The organism is Mycobacterium sp. E802 (assembly GCF_001666875.1).
Classification (GTDB): domain Bacteria; phylum Actinomycetota; class Actinomycetes; order Mycobacteriales; family Mycobacteriaceae; genus Mycobacterium.
Window position 1 is genome coordinate 1 of the sequence record NZ_LZJD01000040.1, and the last position, 21981, is coordinate 21981.

The 21981-nt window shown below is 66.0% G+C and carries 17 protein-coding genes and 1 pseudogene; 10 read left to right on the forward strand and 8 right to left on the reverse strand.

The window, feature by feature from the left end; all coding sequences use genetic code 11:
• The first annotated feature begins 382 nt into the window (after positions 1-382).
• Both A5699_RS05775 and A5699_RS05780 read left to right on the forward strand, forming a co-directional pair.
• Positions 383-799, forward strand: a complete 417-nt coding sequence (locus A5699_RS05775; protein ID WP_067766790.1) for an MmpS family transport accessory protein — start codon at positions 383-385, stop codon at positions 797-799.
• On the forward strand, positions 796-3705 hold the full coding sequence (locus tag A5699_RS05780) for an RND family transporter (protein WP_067766728.1): 2910 nt from the start codon (positions 796-798) through the stop codon (positions 3703-3705). The genes A5699_RS05775 and A5699_RS05780 overlap by 4 nt, the downstream gene beginning before the upstream one ends.
• A 155-nt stretch (positions 3706-3860) precedes the next feature.
• Here A5699_RS05780 and A5699_RS28370 read toward each other — a convergent pair.
• A pseudogene (locus tag A5699_RS28370) lies at positions 3861-3995 on the reverse strand (2OG-Fe(II) oxygenase); the annotation flags it as partial.
• A gap of 65 nt (positions 3996-4060) precedes the next feature.
• Between A5699_RS28370 and A5699_RS05785 the strand changes: the two are divergent.
• The 3 genes from A5699_RS05785 to A5699_RS05795 are packed head-to-tail and all read left to right on the forward strand — an operon-like array spanning position 4061 to position 7268.
• Positions 4061-5284 carry an MFS transporter gene (locus A5699_RS05785; RefSeq protein ID WP_067766731.1) on the forward strand — a complete coding sequence of 408 codons (1224 nt, stop codon included), beginning with the start codon at positions 4061-4063 and terminating at the stop codon, positions 5282-5284.
• Positions 5284-6435 (forward strand): acyl-CoA dehydrogenase family protein, encoded by a 1152-nt coding sequence (locus A5699_RS05790; protein WP_067766734.1) that lies wholly within the window; start codon positions 5284-5286, stop codon positions 6433-6435. The genes A5699_RS05785 and A5699_RS05790 overlap by 1 nt, the downstream gene beginning before the upstream one ends.
• A gap of 26 nt (positions 6436-6461) precedes the next feature.
• Positions 6462-7268, forward strand: a complete 807-nt coding sequence (locus A5699_RS05795; RefSeq protein ID WP_067766737.1) for an acyl-CoA thioesterase II — start codon at positions 6462-6464, stop codon at positions 7266-7268.
• On the opposite strand, the gene A5699_RS05800 is transcribed toward A5699_RS05795, so the two are convergent.
• Positions 7258-8736, reverse strand: coding sequence for a PucR family transcriptional regulator (locus A5699_RS05800; RefSeq protein ID WP_067766740.1), 1479 nt, complete (start codon positions 8734-8736; stop codon positions 7258-7260). The genes A5699_RS05795 and A5699_RS05800 overlap by 11 nt on opposite strands.
• 80 nt (positions 8737-8816) lie before the next feature.
• On the opposite strand from A5699_RS05800, the gene gabT reads away from it, so the two are divergent.
• On the forward strand, positions 8817-10196 hold the full coding sequence (gene gabT, locus A5699_RS05805) for a 4-aminobutyrate--2-oxoglutarate transaminase (protein ID WP_067766743.1): 1380 nt from the start codon (positions 8817-8819) through the stop codon (positions 10194-10196).
• Positions 10193-11644: an NAD-dependent succinate-semialdehyde dehydrogenase gene (locus A5699_RS05810; protein ID WP_067766746.1), complete on the forward strand. Its 1452-nt coding sequence runs from the start codon at positions 10193-10195 to the stop codon at positions 11642-11644. The genes gabT and A5699_RS05810 overlap by 4 nt, the downstream gene beginning before the upstream one ends.
• A gap of 14 nt (positions 11645-11658) precedes the next feature.
• On the opposite strand, the gene A5699_RS05815 is transcribed toward A5699_RS05810, so the two are convergent.
• Both A5699_RS05815 and A5699_RS05820 read right to left on the reverse strand, forming a co-directional pair.
• The gene (locus A5699_RS05815; RefSeq protein ID WP_067766749.1) at positions 11659-12039 is read right to left on the reverse strand and encodes a hypothetical protein; all 381 of its coding nucleotides are present in this window, start codon (positions 12037-12039) and stop codon (positions 11659-11661) included.
• A 78-nt stretch (positions 12040-12117) separates the two neighbouring features.
• Positions 12118-14007 carry an acyl-CoA dehydrogenase family protein gene (locus A5699_RS05820; protein WP_067766752.1) on the reverse strand — a complete coding sequence of 630 codons (1890 nt, stop codon included), beginning with the start codon at positions 14005-14007 and terminating at the stop codon, positions 12118-12120.
• A gap of 162 nt (positions 14008-14169) precedes the next feature.
• Between A5699_RS05820 and A5699_RS05825 the strand changes: the two genes are divergently transcribed.
• Positions 14170-15381, forward strand: a complete 1212-nt coding sequence (locus A5699_RS05825) for a CaiB/BaiF CoA-transferase family protein (RefSeq protein WP_065063273.1) — start codon at positions 14170-14172, stop codon at positions 15379-15381.
• Positions 15382-15470: 89 nt separating this feature from the next.
• Here A5699_RS05825 and A5699_RS05830 read toward each other — a convergent pair whose 3' ends face one another.
• From A5699_RS05830 to A5699_RS05840, 3 genes are all read right to left on the reverse strand, one after another.
• Complete coding sequence (locus A5699_RS05830) at positions 15471-15785, reverse strand: hypothetical protein (RefSeq protein ID WP_047038514.1); 315 nt, start codon at positions 15783-15785, stop codon at positions 15471-15473.
• Positions 15782-16174, reverse strand: a complete 393-nt coding sequence (locus A5699_RS05835; RefSeq protein ID WP_036389598.1) for a heme-binding protein — start codon at positions 16172-16174, stop codon at positions 15782-15784. The genes A5699_RS05830 and A5699_RS05835 overlap by 4 nt, the downstream gene beginning before the upstream one ends.
• Positions 16175-16307: 133 nt before the next feature.
• On the reverse strand, positions 16308-17324 hold the full coding sequence (locus tag A5699_RS05840; protein WP_067766755.1) for an AraC family transcriptional regulator: 1017 nt from the start codon (positions 17322-17324) through the stop codon (positions 16308-16310).
• A gap of 177 nt (positions 17325-17501) precedes the next feature.
• Between A5699_RS05840 and A5699_RS05845 the strand changes: the two genes are divergently transcribed.
• Together A5699_RS05845 and A5699_RS05850 are read left to right on the forward strand one after the other, a co-directional pair.
• Positions 17502-19817 carry an arylsulfatase gene (locus A5699_RS05845; protein ID WP_067766794.1) on the forward strand — a complete coding sequence of 772 codons (2316 nt, stop codon included), beginning with the start codon at positions 17502-17504 and terminating at the stop codon, positions 19815-19817.
• Between the two features lie 37 nt (positions 19818-19854).
• Positions 19855-21291 carry a DUF1254 domain-containing protein gene (locus A5699_RS05850; RefSeq protein ID WP_067766758.1) on the forward strand — a complete coding sequence of 479 codons (1437 nt, stop codon included), beginning with the start codon at positions 19855-19857 and terminating at the stop codon, positions 21289-21291.
• Between the two features lie 172 nt (positions 21292-21463).
• Here A5699_RS05850 and A5699_RS05855 read toward each other — a convergent pair whose 3' ends face one another.
• A complete protein-coding gene (locus A5699_RS05855) occupies positions 21464-21913 on the reverse strand; it encodes an STAS domain-containing protein (protein ID WP_019343492.1) in 450 nt (149 codons plus the stop codon).
• Positions 21914-21981 lie beyond the last annotated feature (68 nt).

Genomic DNA, 21981 nt, shown 5'->3' on the forward strand with positions numbered 1-21981 from the left:
TGTCTCCTGCACGAGGTCTTCGGCGTCGTACCGGTTGTGGGTCAGGCGGCGCGCACCACGTTCGATCTGCTCGACGCACGGCAGCACCGTGTCGACGAATTCCACCGACATGGCAACCTCCCGACATTACATAGAAATTCTATGTATAAGAATAGCTGATCTAGGTAGCCGATGGCCAATCGGGGCCATGTCGGCCGGGCTGGCCGGGGTGCCGTTTCAAGCCTTCTGTCAGCAAGTTCACAGGAATAGGCTGCGGCCCACCGGGGTTGTGGACGGGTGTAAAGTTTCACCCCGCTGTACATAGGTATTCGAACTAATTCGCCGCTGGGTCTGTCGGGAGGTGTTCGTGAGGGCTGCGCCGGTCGGCCGACTGTTCAAGCGGATGTGGATTCCGTTGGTTCTCGTGGTGGTGCTGGCGATCTCGGGCCTGGTGGTCTCACGACTGCACCGGATGTTCGGCTCCGAGGACCTCAACGCCAACGCCGGGGCCGGCATCGAGATCGTCCAGTTCAATCCGAAGGTGGTCCTGTACGAGGTGTACGGGCCGCCCGGAACTTCCGCCGATATCAGCTATTTCGATCCGGACGCCAAGGTGCACTCGGTCAATGCCCCGCTGCCCTGGTCCGTCACCTTGTCCACCACATTGCCGACCGTCAGCGCGAACCTGATGGCGCGCAGCGACAGCGAAAGCAGCGCCGACCACATCGGGTGCCGTGTCACCGTCAACGGCACTGTCCGCGAGGAGCAATCCGCCAATGGCGTCAACGCCCAGACCTACTGCCTGGTGAAGTCCGCATGACCACATCCGCCCCCTCGCTCGAGTCCACCGGCAAGCCGAAGCGTCCGGCCTTCCCGCACCTGCTCCGCATCTTGGCGTGGCCGATCATCCTGATCTGGATCGCGATCGCGGTCGCGGTGAATGTGATTGCACCGCAACTCGAGGTCGTCGGCGAATTGCACGCCGCGCCGATGGCGCCCGAGGACGCCCCGTCGATGCAGGCGATGAAGTTGATGGGGGCCAACTTCCAGGAGTTCAACTCCAACAGCACGATCATGGTCGTCGTCGAGGGCCAGGAGCCGTTGGGTCCGGACGCGCACCGGTACTACGACGAGATCATTCACAAACTGCAGCAGGATCCCGAGCACATCCAGCACATCCAGGACTTCTGGGGGGACACGCTGACCGCAGCCGGTGCGCAGAGCGCCGACGGTAAAGCGTCCTACGTGATGATCAACCTGGCCGGTGAGCAAGGCATGACGCTCGCCAACGAGGGTGTCGAAGCCGTCCGCAAGGTCATCGAGGAGACGAAGGCTCCGCCGGGGGTGCAGGCGTACGTTGCCGGGCCGGCCGCACTGACCAACGACATGCACGTCATCGGCAACGCGAGCCTGGCCGAGATCACCGTGATCACCTTGGTCGCCATCGCCGTCATGCTGCTGGTGGTCTATCGGTCGATCAGGACCACGCTGATCCAGTTGTTCCTGACGTTCCTGGCGCTGCTGACCGCCCGCGGCGTGGTGTCCGTGCTGGCGATGCACAACGTGTTCGGATTGACCACCTTCGCGGGCAACATCCTGACCATGCTGGCCATCGCCGCCGCCACCGACTACGGCATCTTCATCTTCGGCCGGTACCGCGAAGACCGCGGCATGGGCCTGGACCGGGATGATTCCTACTACGCGACCTTCAAATCGGTGGCACCCGTCATCGTGGGCTCCGGTCTGACCATCGCCGGAGCGACCTACTGCCTCAGCTTCGCGCGTCTGCCCTACTTCTCCACCATGGGTGCACCGGTGGCGATCGGCATGGTCGTCGTCGTAATCATCTCGGTCACGCTCGGCCCGGCGGTGCTCTACCTCGGCAGCCGGGTCGGGCTGTACGAGTCCAAGCGGCCCCCGCAGAGCAAGTTCTGGCGCAAGGTCGGCACCGCGGTGGTGCGTTGGCCTGCACCGATTTTCGTGGCCAGCCTGTTCATCGTGCTGATCGGCGTGGTGGCCATCCCCGGGTACAAGCCGGCCTACAACGACCGCTACTACCTGCCCGATGATGCCAAGGTGAACGTCGGTTTCACCGCTGCCGACCGGCACTTCTCCCAGGCCAGGATGAACCCCGACATCCTGATGGTCGAGTCCACCCATGACATGCGCAATCCCGCCGACATGCTTGTGCTGAACAAGATTTCGAGCAATGTGATGCATGCCGAAGGTATCGCGATGGTGCAGAGCATCACCCGGCCGCTCGGAATCCCGATCCAGCACAGCTCGATTCCGTTCCAGACCAGCATCTCCGGGCAGACCAGCAATATGAACCTGCCGTTCCAGCGCAAGCAACTCGAAGACCAGCTTCGGATGATCGACGCGACCAACACCTCGATCGACATCATGAAGAGGCAATACCAGCTCTCGCTCGAACAGACCCAGCTCACCCAGGACTCCGCGGCCAAGTCGGCCGAACTGCTCGAGGTCACCAAGAAGATGCGCGACAACATCGCGAACTTCGATGACCAGTTCCGGCCGCTGCGCAACTACTTTTACTGGGAACCACACTGTTTCGACATTCCGATGTGCGCCGCGGCGCGTTCGGTTTTCGACGCTCTCGACGGAATCGATGAACTGACCGACAAGACCTCGGCGGTCCAGGTCAACACCGACCAACTCGCTGACCTCGCACCGAAATTGACCGCGCTGCTGCCGCAGACGATCGCGTCGATGGAGACCAGTCGGGACCTGTCGCTGGCGTCGTACAACTCGCAGAAGGCCCTGATCGACCAGATGCAGGCGATGAACGACACCGCGCTGTCGATGGGTGCGGCCTTCGACGACGCCAAGAACGACGACCTGTTCTATCTGCCCCCGGAAGCCTTCACGAACCCCGATTTCGAGCGCGGCCTCAAGATGTTCCTGTCGCCGGACGGTAAGTCCGCCCGCATGTTCATCACCCACCAGACCGACCCGGCGACGGTGGACGGGATCGCACGGGTCGAGTCCGAGCGCAAGGCCGCGCAGGAGGCCTTGAAGATGTCGTCACTGTCGGACGCCAAGATCTATCTCGGCGGTGTCGCGGCGACATACAAGGACATGTCCGACGGCGCGCGCTACGACCTGATGATCGCGGTGGTGTCGGCGCTGACGCTGATCTTCATGATCATGCTCATCCTGACGCGCAGTGCGGTGGCCGCGTTGACCATCGTGCTGACGGCAGGCAGCTCGATCGCGGCGTCGTTCGGCATCTCGGTGCTGTTGTGGCAAGACCTGTTCGGGATGCCGGTGCACTGGTTGGTGATGCTGATGTCGGTGATCATCCTGCTGGCGGTCGGATCGGACTACAACCTGCTGCTGGTCTCGCGGTTCCAGGACGAGATCCACGCGGGCCTGAAGACCGGCATCATCCGGTCCATGGCCGGCACGGGTGGGGTCGTCACCTCGGCGGGGCTGGTGTTCGCGGCGACGATGGCCGGCATGATGGCGAGCAACCTGACCGTGCTGGCCCAGATGGGCTCGACGATTGCCATCGGCCTGCTGATCGACACCTTCATCGTGCGGTCACTGCTGATGCCGTCCATTGCGACCCTGCTGGGCCGGTGGTTCTGGTGGCCGCAGGTGGTCTATCCCCGTGGGGACAACCACTTCCGCAAGCCGGTCTCGCGGCGGACTCCCCGCGCCGACGATGACGACACCGCGGCGATCCCGGTGTCTACGAGCTAGACCCGGCAGGTCTCCAACCCTGGAGCCACTTACGCCGAGGATTACTGCCAGTATGTGGCTGGAATCCTAGACATAGAGCCTGGCTAGTCAATGGGAAGATGTTGTGGCAGGCCGTAATAGCGGGCATGCCCCTACCGCAGTGCCGATGGGCTGTCGGGCTGGGACAGGTCGACCACCACCTGCAGCGGGAAGATCAACTCGCCGTAGAGGTCGCGGTGCAACGCATTCCAGTCTCCGACACCATATTTCAGCAGGATCGCCGTCGTCTTGGTCTGCCCCGCCGCGTGGCACACCTGCCTGCCGCGTCGAGGGCCGATCGAGATCGCTCGGTTGGCAGTGCAAAACTGACCGGTCTATGAGCTACTTCGGTGAGCTACGGACCAATTGGCAACCTCTGGCTGCGGCCACGGCCGGACTCAGCGCCGGCTTGAGCCTGAGTGCCTACACGAATGCCGCGATGGGGCCGCAGTTCCTCGCGGCGTTCGGGTGGAGCCGTTCGGAGTTCGCGCTGACCGGGGCAATCACGTTGCTCACCTTCGTCTTCCTCCCGGTCTACGGCCGCCTGGCCGACCTGTATGGGGTGCGCCGGGTCGCGGCCGCCGGTGTCGTCGGATTGCCGCTGTGCTGGATCGCGTACGCGATGATGTCCGGTCCGATCTGGCAGTACTTCGCGATCAACGTCGTCCTCATCGCACTCGGGGTGACCACCACCCCGGCGATCTACAGCCGGCTGGTCGCCACCCGCTTCCAGGCCGCCCGGGGCCTGGCCCTGGCCATTGCAATCTCCGGCCCGCCGCTGTTGGGCGCCGTGGGCTCTCCGGCCCTCGCCGTGATCAACCGGGTCTACGGTTGGCGGGCCGGCTGCGTGGCGATCGCCGCCACCATCGCGGTGATCGGCGTCATCGCGCTGGTGCTCATTCCGCGGGGTGACGGGTATGCGTCGCCGTCGGCGCGGAAACGCAAGACCGGCAACAATTATCGGGCCATCTGCGGGAGCCGGGTGTTCTGGATCCTGTTGCTCGGTGTGCTGCTGTGCAACCTGTACCACTCGGTGACCACCACTCAACTCGGGATCATGCTGGGTGACGCCGGGGCCGGTGGCGCCGTCGCGGTACTCATCACCGTGTTCGCCACCGCCGTCATCGTCGGCCGCTTCGTCTGCGGGGTGGCCCTCGACCGGTTGCCGGCGCAGGTGGTCGCCGCGGTGGCGATGGCTCTGCCGGGGGTCGGTTGCCTGCTGGTGGCCTCCCCGTGGGACCACATCGGTGTGTTGACCGTCGCGGTCTGCTGTCTGGGTGCCGCCTGGGGCGCCGAAGGGGATGTGATCGCCTATCTGGTGGCCCGACATTTCAGCCTGGACGTGTACAGCACGGTACTGAGCATCTTGTCCGCGGTGATCGGGGTGTCCTCGGCGCTGGGCGCGGTCGTGCTGAGCCGTATCTTGGCTGCCAGTAACAGCTTTGACGGGTTTCTCGTCCTGGCCGGCGCCGCAGCACTGGTCGGGGGAGGGCTGTTGTTGCTGCTGCGGCGACAGGACGTCGTCTTTACAAATGATCCAGAAAATGTCACGGTGTCCTGATGGACTTCTCCCACGTCGAGCTCTCCGGGGACGACCTGGCGTTCCGCGATGAGCTGCGGGCATTCCTCGCCGAGGTGGTCACCGACGAGGTGATCCAGCGTGATCGCGAGACCGGCGAGAATTTCGACGAGGCAGTGCATCTGGCCTTGGGCGCGGCCGGATATCTGGCCGGAGATTATCGGGCCGAGGTCGACGGCGGGTTCAGCGCGGTCCGGCGCCGGATCTGGGAACTGGAGATCGGCCGGGCCCACACCCCGTGGTTCCACTGGGGCACGACCGCGATGGTGGCGCACACCATGGAGAAGTTCGCCACACCCGAGCTGCTCGACGAAGTGTTGCCCGGTGTGCTGGACGGCAGGCTGCGACTGTGCCTGGGCTACACCGAGCCCGAGGGCGGGTCCGACGTGGCGACCTGTAAGACTCGCGCGGTCCGGGACGGCGACAGTTGGATCGTTAACGGGTCCAAGATGTTCACCTCGAACGCCCACAACGCCCAGTACGTTTTCCTGTTGACCAACACCGATCCGTCGGCACCCAAGCACAAGAGCCTGACGATGTTTCTGGTGCCGCTGGATTCGCCTGGCGTCGAGATCCAACCGATCCGGACCGTCGACGGGGACCGCACCAACATCACCTACTACAGCGATGTCCGGGTGAGCGACCGCTACCGCGTGGGCGAGGTCAACGGCGGGTGGACGGTACTGCGCGGTGCCCTCGAACTCGAACACGGCACCTTCGAACGCGAGACCCGCGGCCTGCAGAAGCTCGCCACGATGACCGAACACATCACGTTGACGGCCGAGGTGCTCGACCGGGTGGCGGCCGTCGCCCCCGACGACGCGGCATCCCGGTACCGGCTGGGCCGGGCCGTCGCCCGCCTGGAGGCCGCGATGAGCAGTCCGGACATGTACGGCCGCGTGGCCATCGCCCAGACCATGCGCGATATCTCCCCGGACCTGATGGACATCGTCGGCTCGGCGGCGGCCCTGCCCGTCGGGACCGCTTGGGCCGCCGACGACGGCGGTGCCGAATACATCTTCCGGCTGGCCGGCCCGACCGGCATCTACGGCGGAACCCTCGAGGTGTTCCGCAACATGATCGCCCAGCAGGCGCTGGGCCTGGGCCGGCCGAACTACGCTGCGGCGAGGTAGCCCGCAACCCTCGGTACTGTGGCCCGGTGCATCCCTTCGACAAGGCGCTCGACCTCGAAGCAGCCGGCGACGGCCGGTGGCGTGGGCGGACAATCCCCGAGTGGGCCAACATGGTCGGGCCCTTCGGCGGTATCACCGCAGCCTCCCTGGTGCGCGCGGTCGAGCTACACCCGCAACGGCACGGCCAGCCCATCGCGTTGACGGTGAACTATCTGGCCCCCATCGCCGACGGTGAGTTCGAGATCGTCACCCGGTGCGTCAAGACCAACCGCTCCAATCAGCACTGGATCGTCGAACTGAGCCAGGACGGGGAGGCCAAGACCACCGCCACCGCGGTGTTCGGTCTACGGCGCCAGGGCTGGTCGGACACCGAGATCGCCGCGCCCGAGGTGGCCGGACCCGAAGACATCCAGAGATCGGTGCCACCGTTCGGAGTGGTGTGGTTCGACAACTACGACATGCGTTTTGCCGAAGGCGCGATGCCCGACCCCAACGACGAGCCCACCGAATCGGCCGGTTCGACCACGACGCTGTGGGTCCGCAACAACCCGCCGCGGCCACTGGATTTCAGCGCCCTGACCTCGGTGAGCGACATCTTCTATCCGCGGGTGTTCTTGCGGCACGGCCAGTTCGTGCCGGCCGGGACGGTGACGCTCACGGTGTACTTCCACGCCGACGAGGAGCAACTCGCCGCGCAAGGCGATGACTTCGTGCTCGCCACCGCGCGGGCGCACAAGTTCTCCGGCGGCTACTTCGACCAGACTGCGCACCTGTTCGGCCGTGCCGGCGCGCTACTGGTCACCAGCCACCAGTTCGTCTACTTCAAGGCCTGAGGTCGTCGGGCATCGACTGCAGGGCGATCCAGGCGCTCACCCGGGTCTGTGGATCGTCGAGCTTGCCCGGTAGCACCGCCTCGATGGCGGCCAGACGATTGCGCACGGTGTTGCGGTGCAGGCCGAGTTCTTCGGCCACCTTGAGTCGAGAACCGTGATGGCGCAGGAAGCACCGCAGCGTCTCCAGCTGTTCGTGATCCAGCCGGTGCAGCCAGTGTTCGGCGAATGCCCGGGCCTTCCCCGGGTCGATCAGACCCAATGGGCCGTCGTCGATGACCCGGTCCCACACCACGGCACCCGAGACTTCGGTGGCCTGAGCCAGGGCCAGCCCGGCCGTGCGGTAGCCGGTCGCCCCGTCGGTCGGGGTGACCACACTGCCGATGCCGACCAGAAATCCGTCGTCCGCCAATCGGGCACCGGTGGGTTCGGCTCGTGACGGTTCGGTGAGCGCACACAGCTCACCGGCGTACCCGGCGGCCAGGATTCCGCGGTCCTCCAGCGCTGCCGTCGCATCCTCGACGGCGGATGCGTCACCGACGGCCCGGATGAACCGCATGCGCCTCGGCAGCACGTCGGACGGCTGGTCGACCTCCAGCACCAATTGCGCTGTCCGATGGTCATTCTCGGTGAGAAGTTGCAGGGCGCGGCTGCGGAGACGCCGCCGGGTGGCGACCCGGCTGCGGTCCTGTTCGTCGATGAGGCCCAACAGGGCAACGGCGGTGGTGACGGCCTGACGCTGACCTTCCGATGCCTGGGCCGGCATCAGCGCGGCCAGATAGGCCGTCGCCCGGCCGCGTAACCCGATAGGGTGCACCGACACCGACAGCGTCGGGCCGGATTGCGCGGCGGCCGAACGCAATCCATGTGACTGCAACCGCCGGACGTCGTCGGCGACCTCGTCGAGGGCAAACTCGGAGCGCCGCGGACCGACCGGCCCGCGGGAGACCCGGCCGTCGGGGTTCACCAGGCACGCGGCACCGTCCAGGGCTCCGGCGAGCGCGGTCACCACGCCGGCGGCCGGATTCGGTTTGGCCGCAGCCGAGATGAGCTTGCGCTGTATCCGCAGCGATTCGCGGGCCGCGGTGGACTCGTGTTCCTCCAACAGTCGCGCGACGTGCCGGCTGATCGCGACGAACGTGGTGCGTCGCGGCACCTCGAGCAGGTTGACCTGGTGGCGGCCACAGGCGTCGCGGAGTCCGGCGGGAACCTTCGCGTGGGTGAGGCCGATCGCGAAGCCGATGGCGGCCACCCCGGCGTCGCCGAGCCTGCGCACATAGCCGTCCCATTCGTCGTCCCAGTCACCGGTTTCCAGACCCGTGGTGAGCAGGATCTCCCCGCCCTCCAGGAACGGGCCCGGGTCGGTGAGTTCACTGGTGGCCACCCACCGGACCGCGGCGTCGGCGTGGGGGAGGCCAATCGCGTGCAGTCCGAGAGCGCGCACCTCCAGGACATCGCCGACCAGCACCATGTATGCCAGTTTTGCACAGTTACGCAACGCTGTTCTGTGCGTCTCGGCACTATCGCCGCGCCTCCTGGCTGCTTACCGTGATGCTGGACATCCGCCATCAGCAGGAGGAAAACGTGACCATCGCCGAAACCGCGGGTGCGGCCGTCACCCAGGAACGCCGACTCGTCACCGCCATTCCGGGCCCGATCTCGCAGCAGATCCAAGCCCGCAAAACCGCTGCAGTGGCCGGTGGCGTCGGCACCACACTGCCGGTCTACGTGGTGGCAGCCGGCGGCGGAATCCTCGTGGACGCCGACGGGAACCAGCTCATCGACTTCGGTTCCGGCATCGCGGTGACCACCGTCGGCAACAGTGCCCCCGCCGTCGTGGACGCAGTCACCCAACAGGTGGCCGCCTTCACCCACACCTGCTTCATGGTCACGCCCTACGAGGGCTACGTGCGGGTGGCCGAAGAGCTCAACCGGCTCACGCCCGGCGATCACGACAAGCGCAGCGTGCTGTTCAACTCCGGCGCCGAGGCCGTGGAGAACGCCGTCAAGATCGCCCGGGCGTACACCCGCAGGCAGGCCGTCGTGGTCTTCGATCACGCCTACCACGGCCGCACCAACCTCACGATGGCCATGACCGCCAAGAACCAGCCGTACAAGAACGGGTTCGGCCCGTTCGCCGGCGAGGTGTACCGAGTGCCCACCTCGTTCCCGTTCCGCGACGGCGAGACCGACGGTACGGCCGCTGCGGCCCGGGCGCTGGACCTCATCGACAAGCAGGTCGGTGCCGACAATGTCGCCGCCATCGTGATCGAACCCATTCAGGGCGAAGGCGGATTCATCGTTCCCGCACCGGGATTCCTGCGTGCGCTGCAGAGCTGGTGTACCGACAACGGTGCGGTGTTCGTCGCCGACGAGGTGCAGTCGGGCTTCGCCCGCACCGGCGCGATGTTCGCGGTTGAGCACGAGGGCGTCGTACCCGATCTGATCGTCACCGCCAAGGGCATCGCGGGCGGCCTACCGCTGTCGGCGGTCACCGGTCGGGCCGAGATCATGGATGCCCCGCACGCCGGCGGTCTCGGCGGTACCTATGGTGGCAACCCGCTGGCCTGCGCGGCCGCGCTCGCGGTCATCGAGACCATCGAACGCGACGGACTGCTGGCCCGCGCCCGGCAGATCGAGGAGACCATGACCGGCCGGCTGGCGGCCATTGCCGCCACGGACAACCGGATCGGCGAGGTCCGCGGCCGCGGCGCCATGATCGCCGTCGAACTCGTCAAACCCGGCACCATCGAGCCGGATGTCGAGCTGACCAAGCGCATCGCCGCCGCCGCGCACGCCCAGGGCCTGGTGGTGCTCACCTGCGGCACCTACGGCAACATCCTGCGTTTCCTGCCCCCGCTGTCGATACCCGACAACTTGCTCGACGAGGGCCTGGACATGCTGGCTGCCATTTTTGAGGAGATCCGATGAGCCACGACGTGATTGCCGAACTCGACGCCAAACACGGCATCCTCATCGACGGCCAGGCCCACAGTGCCGCCGCCACGTTCGACGTGTACGACCCGGCCACCGGGCAGACCATCGCCGAGGTGGCCGACGGCACCGCCGACGACGCCCGCTCGGCCGTGGACGCCGCGCACCGCGCCTTCCGCGGCTGGGCCACGACCAGCCCGCGACAGCGCAGCGACATCCTGCGCCGCGCCTACGAGTTGATGCTCGCCGACAGCGACCGGTTGACCGCCCTGGTCTGTGCGGAGAACGGCAAATCGCAGACCGACGCCCGCGCCGAGGTGGGCTACGCCGCCGAGTTCTTCCGCTGGTTCGCCGAGGAGGCGGTCCGCACCGACGGCGGGTACGGGGTGGGCCCGGCCGGAGGCACCCGAACGCTCGTCACCCACAAGCCCGTCGGAGTGGCCGCGCTGGTGACACCGTGGAACTTCCCGGCTGCGATGGCAACCCGCAAGATCGCCCCCGCGCTGGCGGCCGGCTGCACCGTGGTGCTCAAACCCGCGGCCGAGACGACACTGACCGCGCTCGCGATCGCCGGCATCCTGTCGGCCGCGGGAGTCCCCGACGGTGTGGTGAACCTGGTACCGACCACCGACGCGGCCGGCGTGGTGGCGACCTGGCTCGGCGATGACCGGGTCCGCAAGATCTCGTTCACCGGCTCCACCGGCGTCGGCCGGGTGCTGTTGCGGCAGGCAGCCGACCGGATCGTCAACGCCAGCATGGAGCTCGGCGGGAACGCCCCGTTCGTCGTCACCGCCGACGCCGACGTGGAGGCCGCCGTGGCGGGCGCGATGGTGGCCAAGTTCCGCGGTGGTGGTCAGGTCTGCACCGCGGCCAACCGCTTCTATGTCCATGCCTCCGTCGTCGATGACTTCGTCGCCGAGTTCGGTGCTCAGATCACGGCTTTGCGCGTGGGCCCGGCTACCGATCCGGCCTCGCAGGTCGGTCCGCTGATCACCTCGCGCGCCGCGGCGCGGGTGACTGCCGCGGTCGAGGCCGCGGTGGCCGACGGTGCCGTCGTCACCGCCAAGGCCGAGGCGCCCGCCGAGGGATGGTTCGTCGCACCGACCCTGCTGACCGGCGTTGCGCCCGATGCCGCGATCCTGGCCGACGAGATCTTCGGGCCCGTCGCGCCGGTCGTGGTGTGGGAAGACGAGGACGAGCTCGTGCGTTTGGTCAACGACACCGAATATGGTTTGGCGGCTTACGTCTACGCCGGCCGGCTGCAGGACGCGGTGCGGCTCGCCGAATCGTTCGACGTCGGCATGGTCGGCATCAACCGGGGAATCGTGTCCGATCCGTCGGCGCCGTTCGGTGGAATGAAGCAGAGCGGGCTCGGCCGTGAAGGAGCCCGTGACGGCTTGCGCGAGTTCCAGGAGACGCAGTACTTCAGCGTGGCGTTCGACTGAGGCCGGCCATCGGCTCAGAACGGTGTCGAGTGCGACATCAGGCTCAACATCAGCACGGTGGCGCATACCAGGGCGCCGAACATGATCAGGCCCATGATGAGGACCACGAGCCACTCCAGGCAATGCTGTTTACCGCGGGTGAGCCTCGAGAGGTGTTGATCCTGCATGAGTTCGCATGCCACCACCGCGAATTCGACGTTCGTCAATTCGGCGTTGGCCGCGGGCGCGCCGGAGGAGATCTGGCGAAGCCGGGCCGCGTCGATCGCGACGCCGACCCCGGCGAACCGCCGACTCATCTGCCGCGCCTGTCGTCGGCTGAGCCGGTGATCAAGCGTGGTCATCGCATGCGGCTGATGTCGCCACCCGCCGCCGTACGCGCTTGACGGGGTCGTCATAACGCTCTGAGTCTACGAGCGTGGCGCGTTCTCAGGAACCCTGCGCGCGTGCGGTGTTCACGTGCGCAAGTACTTTGCTCACCGGATGACCCGGTGCACATCGTCGGTGACATCGCCGCCGTCCTGAGCGATCCATGGTCCGTCGATCGACGGATCGATGATTCCCTCCTCCAACCACGTGTACCGACCGTCGAGCACGCGGTGGGCCAACGTCCGGTCGGCATCGTCGCTGTTGTCCCAGAGTTCGGTGAACAGCCGGTCGGTCCGCACCCGCGATTGCCGGCAGAAGGCGTCGGCCAGCTCGACCGCGGAGTCCGGCCCGTCACTTGCGGCCCGGACGCAGGCCGCCGTCATCGCGAACAATTCGGCCCCGATGTCGACGATCCGGCCGAGGAAGCGCTGCCGGTATTCCAACTTGCCCTGCCATCGCGACATCGCGTAGAACGTGCTGCGGGCGAGCTTGCGGCTGGCCCGCTCCACATAGCGCAGGTGCTCGGCCAGCGGGCCGAACTCGGTGAAAGTCTTTGGCAGCTGGCCTTTCCCGGTGACCAGGGTGGGCAACCAGCGGGCATAGAACTTGCCGGCTTGCGCGGCCGCTTTCGCTTTCTGCTTGAGATCGGCATCGGGATCGATGATGTCGCCGGCCACCGACAGGTGGGCATCCACCGCCTCGCGGGCCAGCATCAGATGCATGATCTCGGTAGACCCCTCGAAGATCCGGTTGATGCGCATGTCGCGCAGGATTTGCTCGACGGGCACACCGCGTTCCCCGCGGGCGGCCAGCGACTCGGCGGTCTCGAAACCGCGGCCGCCACGGATCTGCACCAGCTCGTCGGCGATCAACCAGGTCATCTCCGAGCCATAGAGCTTGGCCAGGGCGGCCTCGATCCGGATATCGGTGCGGCCTGCATCGGCCAGCTCACCGGCGAGCTCGACCATCGACTCCATTCCGTAGGCAGTGGCCGCGATGAACGCCACCTTGCCGGCCACGGCGTCGTGCTCACCGACCGGCCGGCCCCATTGGACGCGCTCCTTCGACCATTCCCGGGCGATCTTCAGACACCACTTCGCTGTCCCGGTACACACCGCCGGCAGCGAGAGGCGTCCCACGTTGAGCGTGGTCAGGGCGATCTTGAGGCCTTCGCCTTCGCGGCCGATGCGGTTGGCGGCGGGCACCCGGACGTCGGTCAGCTTGGTCAGGCCGTTCTCGATCCCCCGTAATCCCATGAACGCGTTGCGGTTCGTGACGACGATGCCGGGCGTATCGGCTTCGACGACGAAGGCGGTGATGCCGCCCTTGTGCCCCTCGGAGCGCGGCACCTGGGCCATCACCACCAGCAGGTCGGCGATGACGCCGTTGGTGGTCCACAGTTTGACGCCGTTGAGCAGGTAGTCCTCCCCGTCGGGGGTGGCGGTGGCGTGCAGCCGCGCCGGATCACTGCCCACATCGGGTTCGGTGAGCAGGAACGCGCTGATCTCCCGCGTACACCGCGGCAGCCAGGTCCGCTTCTGCTCATCTGTCCCGAACATCGATACCGGCTGCGGGACGCCGATCGACTGATGCGCCGACAGCAGCGCACCCAATGCCGGGTGGACCGAGCCGACGAGCGCGAGCGCCTTGTTGTAGTACACCTGCGACAGGCCCAGGCCGCCGTAGTCGGTGCCGATCTTCATGCCGAACGCGCCGAGCTCCTTCAGACCCCGGATCACCGCGTCGGGGATCTGTGCGTCGCGTTCGATGACCGCGGCGTCGATCTGCGTCTCGCAGAACTCCCGCAGCGTGACCAGAAAGGCCTCGCCCCGCTCGGTGGTTCCGGTGGGACCGCGCGGGTGCGGGTGCACGAGGTCCAGCCGTAATCGTCCCAGAAACAGTTCTTTGCCGAAGCTTGGCTGGTGCCACTGCGCTTCCCGCGCTGCCTCGGCGACCTGCCTGGCCTGTCGTTCGTTGACTTCTCCGGTAGCGGTCATCGCCGCCTCCAAACGTCGGGCTATGACCGTGGTCGGATACCCGGCATTCGGTCAGTTCACGCGCATGACCGGCAGCGCGCGATCCGGTAAGCACAGGTACCGGGCCCGGTCTCGCTACACTTACCGTAAGTCCAACGGTTAGGAGTCGCGTTGATCAAGGTCATGCAGGGCGTGCGAGTGCTCGAGGTCGCGCAGTTCACGTTCGTCCCGGCGGCCGGGGCCATCCTCGCCGATTGGGGCGCCGACGTCATCAAGGTCGAGCACCCGGTGCGCGGCGACACGCAGCGCGGCTTCATCAACATGGGAGGGTTCCAACTCGACCCCAACCGCCATCCGCTGATCGAACATCCCAATCGCGGCAAGCGCAGTGTCGGCATCGATGTCTCGACCCCCGGTGGTCAGGAGGTCCTCTACGAGATCGCGAAGACGGCAGACGTCTTCCTGACCAATTACCTTCCTGCGCAACGGCAGAAGAACAAGTTCGACGTCGAGCACATCCGGGCGGTGAACCCGGACATCATCTACGCCCGCGGCAGCGCCTACGGGGACAAAGGGCCCGAGCGCGATACCGGCGGCTTCGACGGCACCGCCTTCTGGACCCGCAGCGGCGTCGGGCACGCGCTGACCCCGGAGGCGATCAACGGCGCTCTGTCCCAAGGCATTCCGGCCTTCGGTGATTCGATCGGCGGGATGAACATCGCCGGCGGCATCTCCGCGGCGCTGTTCCACCGCGAACGGACCGGGGAAGCCGCCGAGATCGACGTGTCGCTACTCAGCACGGCGTGGTGGGCGGCCGGCGCCAGCGTCACACAGGGTATGGAGACCGGTGAGACCATGCGCTCGCTGATGCCCGACGACGCCACTTCGGTGAACCCGTTCATGGCCAACTACCGGACCTCCGACGGCGGCACCATCAATCTGTGCATCGTCAGCCCGACGGGCTACATCCGCGATGCCTTCGAACATCTCGGGCTGCCCGAGCTGGCCGATGACCCGCGGTTCTCCGATGTACTGCCGCTGATCGAGAACGCCACCGAGGGTGTCGAGCTGATCGCGAAGGCCATCGGCAGCAAGCCGTTCGAGTACTGGCGTCAACACCTCAAGACGATGAAGGGCCAGTGGGCGCCGTTCCAGAGCTTGGTCGATCTGAACACCGACGATCAGGCGATCGCCAATGACATGGTCGTCGAGGTGGAAGCCGCCGATGGGGGCAAGCCGTTCAAGGTGGTGCGCGGGCCCGTGCAGTTCAACCACGAGCCCCTCGAGACCACCAGGGCACCCCAGGCCTCTGAGCACACCGAGATCGTGCTGATGGAGCTCGGCATGGATTGGGATCGAATCGAAGAACTCAAGGAATCCGGCGCGATCGCGTGAACCCGCGCCGCTTTACGTCGCCGTTTCCACCCAGGGGTCGTTGGATCGCGAAGATCGCGACCCCTGGGTAGAAAGCGACGTCGCCTGAACTAGTTACATCCGCTCGCGTGGACCCACCGGCCGTTGTAGCCGATGCAGCCGCTGACGTTCGAGCCCGGCGGAGGCGGTGGCGGCGGTGGCGCGTCCTCCGGAAGCGGTGCGTAGTAGGCCGGCGGCGGCACATACGGGGCGACCGCGTCGGCGACGTTGACGCAGCCACCCACCGAGATCCGACGTCCGGCGCTCGCACACACATCGGCGGCGGCAGTGCCTGCGGGAGCGAGAACGATGGCACCGGGCAGTGCGGTGAAGGCGAGCGCGACGGTGGCCGCGCGCAGCCATGATGATCGAGGCGTGTGCGTCATTGTCCTGGTCCTAATGGCTGGTCAGGCGGCTTGATACCGCAACGGCTGCGGAAATCGGTGAGCGGTTGACGGATACCGACCAGGTCAGCGTGGGCCTGGGGGTTGGCATCGAAGAAGGCCCGGGTGGCGTCCGGCACTTCTTCATGCGGGCGTCCGTGCAGATTTGTGTAGAAATCGTTCACGTCCGGATGGGTCCACAAGTATGTGGAGGTCGCGGCGGCGACGCCGGAGGCGATGCCGGCGAGATCGGCTGCCGTGCAATTGGGTGGGCGTGGCGGCGGTTCGGCTGCCGCAGTCGCGGGACTGAACAGACCGACAACGACTCCGACGGCACCGGCGGCCAATGCCGGGACCAATCCGGGGTGCGCGGTGAACGGTGTGCGGGACACAGCGGGACTCCTTCCCGAGGCGGGCAGGTGCCGAATGCATCGCCCGGCGGGCCGAACTGTAGCAGGCGCGACGGGGCGGGCGCGACGAATCGTTCGCTCGGCAAGTACGTGGCTTGGCTTGGCCCGCCGGGGTTTAGGGCGGTGGTGCTGAACCGGTCCGGGCTTTGCGGTATGCCGTGGGAGTCGAGCCGAACCAGCGTTTGCAGGAACGGGTGAGCACGCTCTGCTCGGAGTAACCGAGTTGGCGACAGACCTGGTCAAGGCCGAGATCGGTATCGAGCAGCAGACGTTGAGCGACGTCGCGGCGCGTTTGATCGACCAGATCGGCGAACGTCGCGTTCTCCGCGAGCAGACGACGTTGCAGTGCCTTGGGGTGCAGGCCGATGTGGCGGGCCACGTCGTTGAGCCCGACAGGTCCAGTGGGCAGGATTTGGCGGACCAGGCTGCGCACCAGTTGGCTGGTCGCCGGGTTGGATTCGCCGATGACCTGGGCGAGGTAATCGACCGCGGTCTGATGGGCGAGTCGATCGATGGGTAGCGGCCGTTGCAGGTCGGCGGTGCGCAGCGTGAAGCCTGCGACCGGTTCGAAAAAGCTGGGCGGACAACCGAAGTAGGCCTGATAGTCGTCGGCCGGAGTCAGTGCGGGATGTGGCAGGTGCACGGCTACGGGCCGGTAGTCGGTACCGAGGAACAGTCGCAACACCTGCAGCGTGACTCCCAGGGAGAGCTCGACGGCCTGGGCCTGCGGTGGTGACGGGTCCAGGAGGTACTCGAATTCGAAGCGGCTCAGTTCGGGATCGAGGTGGGCGGTAACCCGCGCGGTGATCGACGGGCTGTAGGCCGCCATGAACTTGTCGAAGATCACGAAGGCTTCGGCGACGGTACCGGCGTTGCGGCCTGCCAGCCCGACCGGACCGAGGATGTCGATGCCCTGCTGCAGCGCCAAACGCCGCCCGAAATCCGGTGTTCCGAGTGCGGCGGCGGTGTGTTCGAGCATCTTCGCCCCATTGGGCAGGGAGATGAAGCGATCGTGACGACCGACGTCGTCGTAGGGAATGTGGGCGGCATCGACCAATGCGCGACTATCCCCACCGAGTTCGGTGACCAGTTGGTGAAAATTGGTGAGTGCCGTCCCTCGAATCACGGCCATGTCCCACAATGTCAAAGATTTGTCTCGGAATGTCAAGACAACTGCTGCGGGTTTGCTGCACAGTAGATGCCCGGGTCGGGGTAAATCGGCTGCGCGGCTTGCCCCACCAGTGGTCGGCTGCACAGCCCGAGTCCTGTTGAGGAGAGGGGCGCGGTGTCTGACGTGCAGGGTGACCACATGGTGGCGGCGGCTCTACCAGACGGAGGGGTTTTGCCCTTCCCGCCGGTTCCGTCGGGCAGTATCGCGGGCCGCACGTTGCAGGAGTCGACGTATCAGCCGCGCGCCGTTCCGAAACGGCTGCACGATGACTCGCCGAACATCGTCATCGTCCTCATCGACGACGCGGGGCCGGGCCTGCCCTCGACGTTCGGTGGCGAGGTCACCACATCCACGCTCGATCGGATCTGCGCTGAAGGCGTGTCCTACAACCGCTTTCACACCACCGCGATGTGCTCGCCGACCCGCGCTTCGCTGCTGACGGGCCGCAACCACCACGAGATCGGCAACGGCCAGATCGCCGAGCTGGCCAACGACTGGGACGGCTACGCAGGCAAGATCCCGCGGTCCTCCGCGACGGTCGCCGAAGTGCTCAAGCAGTACGGCTACGCCACATCGGCCTTCGGAAAGTGGCACAACACCCCCGCCGAAGAGACCACCGCGGCCGGACCGTTCGAGAACTGGCCCACCGGTTTGGGTTTCGAGTACTTCTACGGCTTCCTGGCCGGTGAGGCCTCGCAGTACGAACCGAACCTGGTGCGCAACACCACCGTCGTCGCCCCGCCGAAAACCGCCGAAGAGGGCTACCACCTCTCCGAGGACCTGGCCGACGACGCGATTTCATGGCTGCGCCGGCACAAGGCGTTCAACGCCGACAAGCCGTTCTTCATGTACTGGGCCAGCGGCGCCATCCACGGCCCGCACCACATCATGAAGGAATGGGCGGACAAATATGCCGGCAAGTTCGACGACGGCTGGGATGCCTACCGGGAACGCGTCTTCGAGCGCGCCAAGGACAAGGGCTGGATCCCGCAGGACTGTGCCCTGACCGAACGCGATCCGCAGCTCGCGGCGTGGGACGACATCCCCGAGGACGAGAAGCCCTTCCAGCGCCGGCTGATGGAGGTCGCGGCCGGCTACGGCGAGCACGTCGACGTCCAGGTGGGCCGTATCGCCGACGAGCTCGAATCGCTCGGCTACGCCGAGAACACGCTGTTCCTCTACATCTGGGGCGACAACGGTTCATCGGGTGAAGGCCAGAACGGCACGATCGCTGAACTGTTGGCGCAGAACGGTATTCCCACCACGGTGCGCCAGCACATCGATGCCCTCGACGAGCTGGGTGGCCTCGACGTGCTGGGCTCCCCGCTGGTCGACAACCAGTACCACGCGGCCTGGGCATGGGCCGGTAGCACTCCGTACAAGGGGATGAAGCTGCTCGCCTCCCATCTGGGTGGCACGCGCAACCCCATGGCCGTGCGCTGGCCGGCACGGATCACCCCGGACGCCGCTCCCCGTGACGTGTTCCTGCACTGCAACGACATCGTGCCGACCATCTACGACATCGTCGGCATCGTGCCCCCGCAGATGGTCAACGGTGAACCTCAGATGCCGATCGCCGGAGCGAGTTTCGCCCGCACACTGGCAGATCGGGACGCACCCGGCGGCAAGAAGACCCAGTACTTCGAGATCATGGGCAGCCGCGGTATCTACCACGACGGCTGGTGGGCCTCGGCCCGCGGGCCCCGGCTCCCCTGGGTGCCGGGCCAGCCGCCGGGCATCGCCACCTGGACACCCGACAACGACGTATGGGAGTTGTACCACCTCGACGAAGACTGGTCACAGGCCCACGATCTCGCTGCCGAACAGCCCGAGAAGCTGGCTCAGATGCGCGAGATGTTCATGGTCGAAGCCGCACGCAATGCCGTGCTGCCCGTCGGCGGTGGCCTGTGGGTTCCGGTCTATCACCCCGAGTTGCGTATCGCCCCGCCCTACAAGGAATGGGAGTTCTCCGGCGACACCATCCGGATGCCGGAGTTCTGTGCGCCTGCCCTGGGCAACAAGAACAACGTCGTCACCATCGACGTCGACGTCCCCGCCAGCGCCAACGGGGTGCTGTACGCGCTCGGGGCAGCGGCCGGAGGACTGACCCTCTACCTGGACGAGGGCTACCTCTGCTACGAGTACAACCTCTTCATCCTGCAGCGCACCAAGATTCGGTCCGAATCCAAGGTGCCGCCAGGACGAGCGACGCTCACGGTGACCACCCAGTACGCGGATCCGCGCCCGGCCGGCCCGCTCGACATCACCGTGGCCCGCAACGGCGAGACGATCGCAGGCGGGCAGGTTCCGATCAGTGCGCCGCTGTTGTTCACCGCCAACGACTGCCTCGACATCGGTACATGCCTCGGCTCGCCGGTATCACTCGACTATCGCGAACGCGCGCCCTTCCCCTTCGAGGGACGGATCCACCGCGTCCACGTGGCATACACCTGATCGGCAAAACCTCATAGACGAAAGGCTTTTCGTGAAAATGGATCGACGCACGACCAGATGGCTGGTCGCGCTCGGCACCACGATGCTGATGATGGTCACCTCGGCATGCTCGCCGTCGACCCCCGAACAACCAGCCGAACCCGGGCAGCTGACACCGGCTGAGGCCAAGGCCATCGCGCTGGACGCGTACGTCTACGGCTACTCCCTGGCGACTGTCGAGATGACGCGACGGGTGATGACGAATGTCGACAAGGTTGAGGCGCCGCGGGCGCCGATGGGACAGCTGATGCGGATGCGCGAGTATCCGAACGCCCAGTTCCGCGACGTCACCGCGCCCAACGCGGACACGCTGTACACAAACGGATTCATCGACGTCAAGAACGAGCCGTGGGTGTTGAGCCTGCCCGACGCTCACGACCGTTACTACCTGTTCCCGATGCTCGATGCCTACACCAACGTGTTCGAGGTTCCCGGGAAGCGCACTACGGGCACCGGTCCGCAGACCTACGCCATCACCGGGCCCGGTTGGAAGGGCACGCTGCCGCCGGGCGTGACGGAGTACAAGTCGCCTACCTCGACGGTGTGGTTGCTGGGACGCATCTACTGCGATGGCACACCCGAGGACTACGCCGCTGTACACAAACTGCAGGACGAGATCTCGCTGGTGCCGCTCAGCTCGTACGGCAAGCCCTACACGCCACCGGCCGGCAAGGTCGATCCGGCAATCGACATGAAGACCCCGGTCCGCGATCAGGTCAACAACCTCAGCACCGAGGACTACTTCAACCTGGTGGCCACCTTGATGAAGGACAACCCGCCCACCGAGGCGGACAAACCCATCGTGGACAAGATGGCCAAACTCGGCATCGTCGCGGGGGAGAAGTTCGAGCTGAACAAGCTCGGTTCCGATGTCGCCGCGGCTCTGCAGTCGGTGCCCAAGGACGGCGCCGCGAAGATCATGTCCCGCTTCAACGAGTTGGAGGACGTCAACGGCTGGCGGTTCACCACACAGACCGGTGAGTACGGCACCGACTACCTGCAGCGCGCACTCATCACCTATGTCGGTCTTGGCGCCAACCGGCCACAGGATGCGGTCTACCCGACCTCGGAGACCGACGCCGATGGGCAGGCCTACGACGGCGCCGACAAGTACACCGTGCACTTCGACAAGGGCCAGTTCCCGCCTGTCGATGGGTTCTGGTCACTGACCATGTACGACGAGGGTTTCTTCTTCGTCGATAACCCGCTCGACCGCTACACGTTGAGCCAACGGAACGCCTTCGTCACCAACCCGGACGGTTCCGTCGATCTCTACCTGCAGCACGACAACCCCGGCCCACAAAAGGAAGCCAACTGGCTGCCCGCGCCGGCCGGCAAGTTCAACCTCATGCTGCGCCTGTACTGGCCGAGGGAAACCGCGCCGTCGATCATCGACGGGACGTGGAAGCCACCGGCCATCAAGAAGGTCCCCTGACGGGGCTTGCCGGAAATTTGCCAAATTAAGAACGAGATGGCTGCCACACCAGGTGTGGCAGCCATCTCGTTTATTCGGGTGTAGCAAGGGCTACATGTGCACCGCCCGGTGGCGATGGCGAAGCAGGCGGGTCAACCAGCGGACATCGATCAACATTGCATCGGCCTTTCTGTCAGGCGCTCTTGATAAGCAGGGGGAGCAACCGGCGGCGTGCCGTGTTGCCTTCGGCGAAGTGATGCAGGGCTTCTGGCACCGACGAGCTGAGCGGGACGCCCACCTGCTGGCGACGAATCTCGGTGACGACCGGCTGGCTGGCGACCACCGACCAGTCCACGCCGAGCGTGCCGCACCTTTCATCGATGTCGTAGAACAGCGAGATCGCCTGCGGGGCAAAGCTGTTCACGCCACTCAGGTCGAGTGCCAACGGCTTCTCCGCGAGGATGAACCGATTTGCATACGACGCGATCTGGTCGATGTTGTTGCTGTCGATATCTCCCTTGACGGTCACCACTGTCGCCAGCTGGCGGCATACCGCGCGCATCGATGCGCCCTCGCAGATGACTGCCGAGTTTCCGTACCGAAAGTGTCGATCCATTGCCGGGGTGTTGTTCGTGAATGTCATGATCAGCCTCCCGCCTTCTTTCCTGAGCTCTGGCTGAGCTCCGTCGCGTCAACCTGTCCCCAAAGTTA

What these genes read in the sequence shown, in the direction of transcription:
- A5699_RS05855 (WP_019343492.1), bottom strand. Translation starts at nt 21,913, where the DNA reads ATGACATTCACGAACAACACCCCGGCAATGGATCGACACTTTCGGTAC.
- A5699_RS05815 (WP_067766749.1), bottom strand. Translation starts at nt 12,039, where the DNA reads ATGACGACCCCGTCAAGCGCGTACGGCGGCGGGTGGCGACATCAGCCG.
- gabT (WP_067766743.1), top strand. Translation starts at nt 8,817, where the DNA reads ATGCTGGACATCCGCCATCAGCAGGAGGAAAACGTGACCATCGCCGAA.
- A5699_RS05775 (WP_067766790.1), top strand. Translation starts at nt 383, where the DNA reads ATGTGGATTCCGTTGGTTCTCGTGGTGGTGCTGGCGATCTCGGGCCTG.
- A5699_RS05840 (WP_067766755.1), bottom strand. Translation starts at nt 17,324, where the DNA reads ATGGCCGTGATTCGAGGGACGGCACTCACCAATTTTCACCAACTGGTC.
- A5699_RS05810 (WP_067766746.1), top strand. Translation starts at nt 10,193, where the DNA reads ATGAGCCACGACGTGATTGCCGAACTCGACGCCAAACACGGCATCCTC.
- A5699_RS05830 (WP_047038514.1), bottom strand. Translation starts at nt 15,785, where the DNA reads ATGACGCACACGCCTCGATCATCATGGCTGCGCGCGGCCACCGTCGCG.
- A5699_RS05845 (WP_067766794.1), top strand. Translation starts at nt 17,502, where the DNA reads ATGGTGGCGGCGGCTCTACCAGACGGAGGGGTTTTGCCCTTCCCGCCG.
- A5699_RS05820 (WP_067766752.1), bottom strand. Translation starts at nt 14,007, where the DNA reads ATGACCGCTACCGGAGAAGTCAACGAACGACAGGCCAGGCAGGTCGCC.
- A5699_RS05800 (WP_067766740.1), bottom strand. Translation starts at nt 8,736, where the DNA reads ATGGTGCTGGTCGGCGATGTCCTGGAGGTGCGCGCTCTCGGACTGCAC.
- A5699_RS05780 (WP_067766728.1), top strand. Translation starts at nt 796, where the DNA reads ATGACCACATCCGCCCCCTCGCTCGAGTCCACCGGCAAGCCGAAGCGT.
- A5699_RS05825 (WP_065063273.1), top strand. Translation starts at nt 14,170, where the DNA reads ATGCAGGGCGTGCGAGTGCTCGAGGTCGCGCAGTTCACGTTCGTCCCG.
- A5699_RS05850 (WP_067766758.1), top strand. Translation starts at nt 19,855, where the DNA reads ATGGATCGACGCACGACCAGATGGCTGGTCGCGCTCGGCACCACGATG.
- A5699_RS05790 (WP_067766734.1), top strand. Translation starts at nt 5,284, where the DNA reads ATGGACTTCTCCCACGTCGAGCTCTCCGGGGACGACCTGGCGTTCCGC.
- A5699_RS05785 (WP_067766731.1), top strand. Translation starts at nt 4,061, where the DNA reads ATGAGCTACTTCGGTGAGCTACGGACCAATTGGCAACCTCTGGCTGCG.